This is a genomic window from Bradyrhizobium sp. LTSP885, assembly GCF_000938305.1.
Lineage (GTDB): Bacteria > Pseudomonadota > Alphaproteobacteria > Rhizobiales > Xanthobacteraceae > Bradyrhizobium.
The window spans coordinates 244041-251118 of sequence record NZ_JYMT01000010.1 but is presented as its reverse complement, the minus strand read 5'-3'; the positions used below and the strand labels follow the sequence as shown (position 1 = coordinate 251118).

Genomic DNA, 7078 nt, shown 5'->3' with positions numbered 1-7078 from the left:
ACGGTCTTGACCAGCTCGTTGACGGTCACCTGCGCGGTGCCGCGCACCACGATCCAGTGCTCGGAGCGGTGGTGATGCTTCTGCAGCGACAGCCGTCCGCCTGGCTTGACGATGATGCGCTTGACCTGGTGGCGGTCGCCATTGTCGACCGACTGGTAGGAGCCCCAGGGACGATGCACCTTGACGTGGCTCTCGGTGACTTCTGGCGCCGTCACCTTCAGTTTGGCGACCAGCCGCTTCAGTCCATTGGCGTCCTGCTGCCGCGACACCAGCACGGCGTCCTGGGTCGCCACCACGACGAGGTCGTCGACGCCTTCGAGCGCCACCAGCGCGCGGTCGGTCGTCACGTTGCAGTTGCGGGAATCCTCGAACACCGCGGCACCGCGCGCCGCATTGCCCTGGCTGTCCTTGTCCGAGAGTTCCCAGACCTGGCGCCATGAGCCGATGTCCGACCAGCCGCACGCCACCGGCACCACTGCCGCATGCGCCGTCTTCTCCATCACGGCATAATCGATCGAGATCGCTTTCGCCGCGGCAAAGGCCGCCGCATCGAGCTTGACGAAGCCGAGGTCGTGCCCGGCCTTCGCAACCGACTCTTCGACCGAGGCAATGCTATCCGCATCGACGTTGCGGTATTCGTCAAGCAGCATGGCGGCGCGGAACATGAAGTTGCCGCTGTTCCAGAGATAGCCGGCATCGATATAACTGGCCGCGGTCGCCGCATCCGGCTTCTCGACGAATTTTGCGACCGCGCGCACCTCACCGGCGACAACCTCGCCCGGATTGATATAGCCATATTCGGTGGCAGGCCGCTCCGGCTTGACGCCGAAGGTCACGATGCGGCCCGCTTCCGCGGCCACCAGTCCTGCGCGGCAGGCGGCCACGAAAGCATCGGTGTCGCGCACCAGATGATCGGCGGCGAGCGCCAGCACGATCGCATCCTGGTCGCGGCTTTGCGCGAACGCCGCACCGGCCGCGATCGCGGGACCTGAATCGCGCCGCATCGGCTCCAGGAGCACATCGGCCTCGCGGCCGATCTCGGCCAGTTGCTCCAGCACCATGAAGCGGTAGGCCTCGTTGGTGATCACGATCGGGCGCTCGAACACCGCCGCGTCCGAAACCCGCAGCAGCGTCTCCTGGAAGGTCGAGCGCGTCCCGAACAGCGACAGGAACTGCTTCGGATGCACCTCGCGCGAGGCCGGCCACAGCCGCGTGCCGGCGCCGCCGCACATGATCAGGGGGATTATTCGTCGATCCATCGCCTCAAATCCTGTCGTGATCGTGATGCTTGTTCAGCAAGAACGGTGCCAACGCAATGACACCGCGTTCAGCCGCTCGCCTTTGCCAATAGACGCCAACCACTTCATCCGTGTGAAAGTGACCGAACGAGGACAATCGCACGGCATTCTCCTTCCGTCATATTTCTGTGCCTTATGCCTGCTCTCTGCCCCCCAACATTGTGGCCCGATCCATGCAAAGATCCCGATGCTGAACATGATCAATTTGATGAACATTCAGGCGCAACCTGCGCACCATGGCCACAACAATTGTCTGGCAGCGCACAGAATCTGTTCGGTTGCATGCCCTCACGACAACAATTTGGTGAATCGATGAGACATGCTGATCAAATTTCACGCACCAGCTGTGCATCGAAAACGCCTCATGCACCAATGACGATTGATCGCGCGGGAGCGATGTGCTTCTCAATGCACCCATCCCGATGAGGCCACGACTTGAAGATCTTCATCAACGGCCGCTTTCTCTCACAGAAGCTGACAGGTGTTCAGCGCTATGCCGCCGAAATCGTCAAGGCGATGGATAGTCTTTTGGCATCGGGCGAGGTGTCCGCGCCGCTTCGTAACGCGGAGTGGACCATTCTTGCCCCCATCGATGCGAGCGAAACGCTTGCGCTGAATGCGATAAAGGTTCGCAACGTCGGGAGGTTGAGCGGTCACGCGTGGGATCAGGTGGATCTTGCGCGCGCCGCGGCGGGCGGCCGCCTGATTAGCCTCGCGAATTCTGGCCCGGTGCTTCATTCCGATCAGCTTGTGGTCATTCACGACGCACAGGTGTTTCGTCGGCCCGATTTCTTCAACTGGCGCTATCTGGCAGTCCATCGCACCCTCGATCGGCTGCTCGCTCGCCGCGCCATGATCGCAACGGTGTCCGATTTCTCGCGCCGCGAACTCGCAGCCGTGCTCAATTTGTCCGCACCCCAGATTCCGGTCTTCTCGAACAGCGCAGAACATTTTGCGGCCACAAAGCCTGATTTCACGATCCTCGATCGCCTCGGTCTAACGCCTCACCGATATTTTCTTTCTGTCGGCTCCATGACCAAGAACAAAAATATCTCGTTGGCGATCGAGGCGGCGCGAATGCTGGAACGTCCCGACGTTCCACTGGTCGTCGTCGGAGGCGACAACAACAAAGTGTTCCAGAGCAAGACAAGTGTGGCGGATCCAGGCCTGATTCTCGCAGGGCGGTTGAGTGACGGTGAGATCGCGGCGCTCTATGCACGTGCGCTGGCCTTTGTTTTTCCGAGCCTCTACGAAGGTTTCGGTGTTCCACCGCTTGAAGCGATGCTGTTCGGATGTCCGGTCATCGCATCGACCGCCGATGCGGTTCGCGAAACCTGCGGCGACGCCGCTGCCTATTTCGATGCCACCAATGCCGACGAATTGCGTCAACGCATGCTCGAAAGATTGGCAGCAGGTGCAATCGCCGACGACGAGCGGACCAGGCAGCTCGATCGCATCGCGGCGTTTTCGTGGCGAAAGTCTGCAGAATGCCTGCTGCAGTTTTTATCGGTGCAGAGAGAGCGCTGAACGAGCGGCTTACGCGCGCAACAGATATGTGACGCTGGGTTCAACAGGGCGCCAATCCCCTGATCAGTCGCAACTATCTTCGATTGAATTGATGAATTCTAACCGCATCGGCAGATTCTCGATTCGGAAGTCTGCCTCGATGTCGAACAAAATCATGCGCACGAATTCATCACTGCGACCGCGCATTCAAAAGTCGGTGTGATCAGCTATCGCTTCGCGAACATGTCGTGAATGGTGGGGCAAACGTTGATGGCCCAAGAACACCACATCGCGGCCACAATATTGCTTCTCATCGCAATGCACTTTAATCGTGTCGACTTCGGCCTTGCGAAGGATCAACTGTGTCAGGTCTCACAACACCACCGATTAAGATTCTACATGTCGCTGAGACGGTCCGGGGCGGCATTGCGAGCTATCTGAACGAGCTCCATCCTCAGCAGCGCGCGAGTTTCGGCGCCGGCAACGTTCACTATGTGGTGCCTTCAGATCATCGGGATGATCTCGTCGGCATTGAAGATGCCGAAATCACCACGTTCGACCGCTCGGGACGCAGCGTATCGGGTCTGTTCCAGATGCTGCGCGCGACATTGCAGGCGATCGACGTCATGCAACCCGACATCGTCCACCTCCACTCCTCTTTCGCCGGTCTCGTGCTTCGCCCCGCCCTTGCCTTGAGGTCCCGGAGACCACGCGTCATTTACTGTCCGCATGGTTGGGCATTCTCTCGCGAGACGAGCAGGCTCAGCCATCAAGTTACGAAGGCCATCGAAAATCTCCTGGCTCGCACGTCCGATCGAATCATCTGCATCTCCGGCGATGAACACAACGAGGCCACACGCGCCGGCATTGCGCCCGATCGCCTAAGCCTTGTGCACAATGGCATCTCGAGGAACCGCCCGTTGCCGAAGGCGATCGCAGCGAGTTGGCCCTCAACGAAGACGAAGGTGCTGTTCATCGGTCGACTGGACCGACAAAAGGGCTACGATTTGCTGGTTGACGCTGCGCGATCACTCGAAGACGTGCTGGATGTTCGTATCGTCGGCGCAGCCGTGATCGGCAAATTTGACGGGTCAAAAGTCCCTTCCAATGTTTCCCTGCTCGGCTGGCTGAATCGGCAACAGATCGAGGCCCAGCTCGACGCGGCCGATATCGTCGTTATTCCCTCGCGATGGGAGGGCTTTGGCCTCGTCGCCCTGGAGGCGATGCGCGCGGAAAAGCCAATCCTCGCGTTTCGTATCGGTGCCCTGCCGGAGATTGTAGAGGACGGCGTTACGGGCGTGCTTTGCGAACCGGTCTCAACCGCCCAGCTTGTCGAAGGCTTCAAACGATTGCTCGAGCTGGACCTCGGCGTGCTCGGTCGGCGCGGCCACGATCGATTCAGGCAGCTCTATGACGTCGAAAAGACGCACCGCAACCTGCACGAGGTTTACATCGACGTCCTGCAGGGCGATCGGGCTCGTTCGAAAGAACAGGCCGAATTGCAGTCCAATCTACCCAACACCTTGTGACTTCGGCGCACGAGGCAATGCAGCGACCTTCGGGACGCACGTCGCGCGGGACGCGGTACCGGATTTTGAAGCGCTGGGAGAACGGTGCAAGCTTGCTGACCGATATGGATACGATTGGGGAAATCGTTGGGTCATCCCGGAAATGGGGTGGATCCTGGATTGTCGCGATTATCCTGGCTCTCAACATCTCCCCGCAGGCGGCAAAAGCCGATGGTCAACGGCCGCTGGACGGCCGATTCGTCCTGGGGGTCGGCACGCATCAGGGGTTGGGCGGCCCGGTCAGCACGCGGGGTTATGTGCCGTCAGTCAATATCGGCCAGATCAAGCAACTTGGTCTGACTGCGTTCCGCGACGATTTCCCGTGGTCGGATTTCGAACTGCCAGGTCGACGGATGGGATTCAGCCCGCAGCTCGGCAGGCTGGAAAGCCAGATCACATCCGGCGTCGCTCGCCCATTCCTGATTCTCGCGTTCGGCCATCATCTCGTACCGAACTCGATGCCACCGACGACCGACGAGGCGCGACGACGGTTCGCGGAATACGCGGCAGCAGCGGCACAGTCGGTCGCGCAGCAGCGGCCGGTGTTCGAGCTCTGGAACGAATGGAATGGCGCGGCGAAGAAAGACCCTGCCTTCTCCGCGGAAAACTATCTGGCGCTCGCAAAAGCCACTCGGCCGGCGGTGAAGCGTGCCGCGCCGGACGCGCCTTTCGTCATCGGTGCAATCGCCGACGATCCGGGTTGGGCGTGGACCCAGCAGATGCTCCAGACCGGAATCCTGCAATACGCCGACGGTATATCAGTCCATCTCTACAACTTCTGCATGGCACCGACCCGACGAACCTCGGCCGAGATCATCGATCGACTGCAGGCATTTCGCCGCCTCGTGACACAGGCCAGCGGCAATCCGGATTTTCCGATCTATGTCACCGAGACCGGCTGGCCCACAACAACCGCCAAGTGCGGCGTCAGCGAACAGCTACAAGCCGACAATATGGCTCAGCTGATCCTGTGGGCGTCGACGGCGTCGTCCTGGCTCAAGGGAATATCCTTCTACGAACTGAAGGACAGCGGAAAAAATCCGTCGGAGCTTGAAGACAATTTCGGCCTGTTCCATTTCGACAACAGCCCCAAGCCTGCGGCGTGCGCGGTTCGCGGCGCGTGGGCCTTCATTCGTTCGAGCACCAGGGCGGACTCCAGGAAATTGTCCGACGACGTCGTTGCCGTCCGGGCTTCAAGTGCCGCCGGGGACAAGGTCGCCGTCTGGTCGGAGGACCCAAACCGGCGCTACGAGGCACGGCTGAAGGCCGACGCACCACATGCGACGTTTGAGGCGCCCTGCGACGCGTCCGCCCAACCCGCCTCCGGCGCATGGATGCCAGTTTCGAGCACACCTCTTCTGATTACCGCGGTTGGCGGTACCGTTCCCGATCTTGAAATACGGCCGGCCCGGTAGCTGCCGATGAATGGGTTTGTATCTGGGGTTCAGGCGTAGGCCGCACTTTCAAGCGAGATTGACAATGAAAATCCTTTTGACATCCTCACTCTACCCGACACCGAAAGCGCCGAAACTCGTCGGCGGCGCCGAAATCTTCGCCCGCCGGTTCGCCGAAGACCTTAGCGCACATGGCGACGAGGTCGAAGTCATCCGCGCAGCAACCGGGCCCGATCAAGAACCCGAGCAGTGCAACGGCATCAGCATCTATTCCGCCCCGGTGCAGAATGTCTATTTGCCGTTCACCGAACAGAAGAATGTCGCCCTGCGCAGCCTCTGGCACAGTGTCGAGGATTGGCAGATCTTCGCGCCGATGATCTCGCAACGAATCGCCGCCTTCAAGCCTGACGTGCTGCATTCCAACAACCTGTCCGGACTGACAACCGGCATCTGGCGTGTTGCAGCCCAGCACGGCATTCCCGTTATTCACACCATCCACGACTATTACCTGACGTGTCCGCGCTGTTCGCGATTCACAAAGGGCCGCGTCTGCGAACATACCTGCCCGAGCTGCGAGCTCCTGACCTACCACCGCAAGCGCGCCACGCACTGGCTCAGCGCTGTGGTCGGCGTCAGCGAACGCGTCCTTTCCATTCATACCGATCTCGGGCTGTTCGCCGATACGCCCATACGTACCGTCATCCATAATGCCTCAACGGCGCCGCCGAGCGCCCCCTACCCCCGCCCCCTCTGCACCACCGAGGTCACGTTCGGATTCATCGGCCGTCTCACCGAAGAGAAGGGCATCGAGAACCTGATGCGCGCGCTCGCCCTCCTGCCGCGCGACCGCTTCCGAACATTGATCGCAGGCCGTGTCAGCGAACCTGAGCAGCAGCGCCTCAAGGCCCTCGCGCCGGATGCGCGTGTCGAGTTCATGGGCTTCGTCGCTCCCGACGATTTCTACCGGGAGGTCGATGTCGTGGTTGCGCCGTCGATTTGGCACGATCCGGGGCCCCTCGTGGTCGCCGATGCCAAGGCTGCCGGGCGGCCACTACTTGGAACCCGCTTCGGGGGCATGCCGGAAGCGATCGAGCATGGGGTCACGGGCTGGCTGACCGACGCCGATCCGGAATCGCTGGCGGAAAGCATGCGCTCAATCGCAGCGGATCCGCGGAAGATCGTTGAGATCAGCGAGCGGCTCGCCAATGCCAAGAACAAATGGACGTTTGCCGACGTCGTGGCCGACTACAGGAAGTTGTACGAGCGGTTGCGCGAAGCGAGACCCGTCATGTCGTTGCGCGCCGGCTGACGT

The 7078-nt window shown here is 60.8% G+C and carries 5 protein-coding genes; 4 read left to right on the top strand and 1 reads right to left on the bottom strand.

Annotated features, from left to right (window positions below):
* Positions 1–1259, bottom strand: a 1259-nt coding sequence (locus UP09_RS07410; RefSeq protein ID WP_044536917.1) for a mannose-1-phosphate guanylyltransferase/mannose-6-phosphate isomerase, incomplete at its 3' end; no start/stop codon positions are given.
* 474 nt (positions 1260–1733) lie between these two features.
* Here UP09_RS07410 and UP09_RS07405 point away from each other — a divergent pair.
* The 4 genes from UP09_RS07405 to UP09_RS07390 all read left to right on the top strand — a co-directional run bounded on the left by UP09_RS07405 (position 1734) and on the right by UP09_RS07390 (position 7075).
* Positions 1734–2825 (top strand): glycosyltransferase family 4 protein, encoded by a 1092-nt coding sequence (locus UP09_RS07405; RefSeq protein ID WP_044537402.1) that lies wholly within the window; start codon positions 1734–1736, stop codon positions 2823–2825.
* Between the two features lie 341 nt (positions 2826–3166).
* Positions 3167–4333 (top strand): glycosyltransferase, encoded by a 1167-nt coding sequence (locus UP09_RS07400; RefSeq protein WP_245301790.1) that lies wholly within the window; start codon positions 3167–3169, stop codon positions 4331–4333.
* A 92-nt stretch (positions 4334–4425) separates the two neighbouring features.
* The gene (locus UP09_RS07395) at positions 4426–5787 is read left to right on the top strand and encodes a glycoside hydrolase 5 family protein (RefSeq protein ID WP_245301788.1); all 1362 of its coding nucleotides are present in this window, start codon (positions 4426–4428) and stop codon (positions 5785–5787) included.
* 64 nt (positions 5788–5851) lie between these two features.
* A complete protein-coding gene (locus UP09_RS07390) occupies positions 5852–7075 on the top strand; it encodes a glycosyltransferase family 4 protein (protein ID WP_044537401.1) in 1224 nt (407 codons plus the stop codon).
* Positions 7076–7078 lie beyond the last annotated feature (3 nt).

What these genes read in the sequence shown, in the direction of transcription:
- UP09_RS07390 (WP_044537401.1), top strand. Translation starts at nt 5,852, where the DNA reads ATGAAAATCCTTTTGACATCCTCACTCTACCCGACACCGAAAGCGCCG.